This window comes from Polaromonas sp. P3_C2, assembly GCF_056402675.1.
On record NZ_JBFUGX010000971.1, the window covers coordinates 1 to 1,180 of the forward strand.

The following is a 1,180-nucleotide window of genomic DNA, read 5'->3' on the forward strand; positions in this document are numbered from 1 at the left end:
GTAATGTCCGCGCGCATCGCGGCGGATGAACCGGTCAGGCACCTCATAGCGCAACCAGTCTCGGGTTCGGGCCAGCACATTCACATGCTGCGGCATCAGCCCCACTTCTTCATGCAACTCGCGGTACATGGCCTGCTCGGGATTTTCGCCCCGGTCAATGCCACCCTGCGGAAACTGCCACGAGTGGGTACGGATAYGTTTGCCCCAAAATACCTGACTTCTCTGGTTGAGCAAGATGATGCCGACGTTGGGCCTAAAGCCGTCCCGGTCAAGCATAATCAAACCTCAATTTTTTAAACTGAGTCCATTATGCACAGCGAAGGCCCCAGCGCCAAGCGCACGGCGGGCTGCAGCACCCCTTTCCCGTTCCCTTTTCGTTCCTTTTTCGACTCTTTTCCATCCTTTTTTCCAACCCCGGAATTCCCGAAAACCGCCCATGAAAGCCTCCCAGTTCTTTATTTCCACCCTCAAGGAAGCGCCTGCCGACGCGGAAGTCGTCAGCCACCAGCTCATGATGCGGGCCGGCATGATCAAGAAACTGGGCGCCGGCGTGTACAACTACATGCCGATGGGCCTGCGCGTGATCCGCAAGGTCGAGGCCATCGTGCGCGAGGAAATGAACCGCGCCGGCGCGATCGAAATGACCATGCCGGTGATCCAGCCGGCCGAGCTCTGGCAGGAAACCGGCCGCTTTGAAAAAATGGGCCCCGAACTGCTGCGCATCAAGGACCGCCACGGCCGCGACTTTGTCGTCCAGCCGACCAGCGAGGAAGTCGTCACCGACGTGATGCGCCAGGACATCAAGAGCTACAAGCAGCTGCCCAAAAACCTGTACCAGATCCAGACGAAATTTCGCGACGAACGCCGGCCGCGCTTCGGCCTGATGCGCGGGCGCGAGTTCATCATGAAGGACGCTTACAGCTTTGACCGCGACCAGGCGAGCGCCAAGGCCAGCTACCAGGTCATGGCCGCGGCTTACCGCAAGATTTTTGACCGCTTCGGCCTGACCTACCGCGCCGTCGCGGCGGACAGCGGCGCCATTGGCGGCGACCTCAGCGAAGAGTTCCAGGTGATCGCCGCCACCGGCGAAGACGCCATCGTGTATTGCCCCGGCAGCGACTACGCCGCCAACATGGAAAAAGCCGAAGCGCTGGCGCCCCAGGGCGCACGCAAGGCCGCT

General features: G+C 60.8%; 2 protein-coding genes. One reads left to right on the forward strand and one right to left on the reverse strand.

Annotated features, from left to right (window positions below; all coding sequences use genetic code 11):
- A partial coding sequence (locus AC1DWI_RS23880; protein WP_477726003.1) for an NUDIX domain-containing protein occupies positions 1 to 276 on the reverse strand: 276 nt, incomplete at its 3' end.
- Positions 277 to 436: 160 nt separating this feature from the next.
- Here AC1DWI_RS23880 and proS point away from each other — a divergent pair.
- A partial coding sequence (gene proS, locus AC1DWI_RS23885; protein WP_477726004.1) for a proline--tRNA ligase occupies positions 437 to 1,180 on the forward strand: 744 nt, incomplete at its 3' end.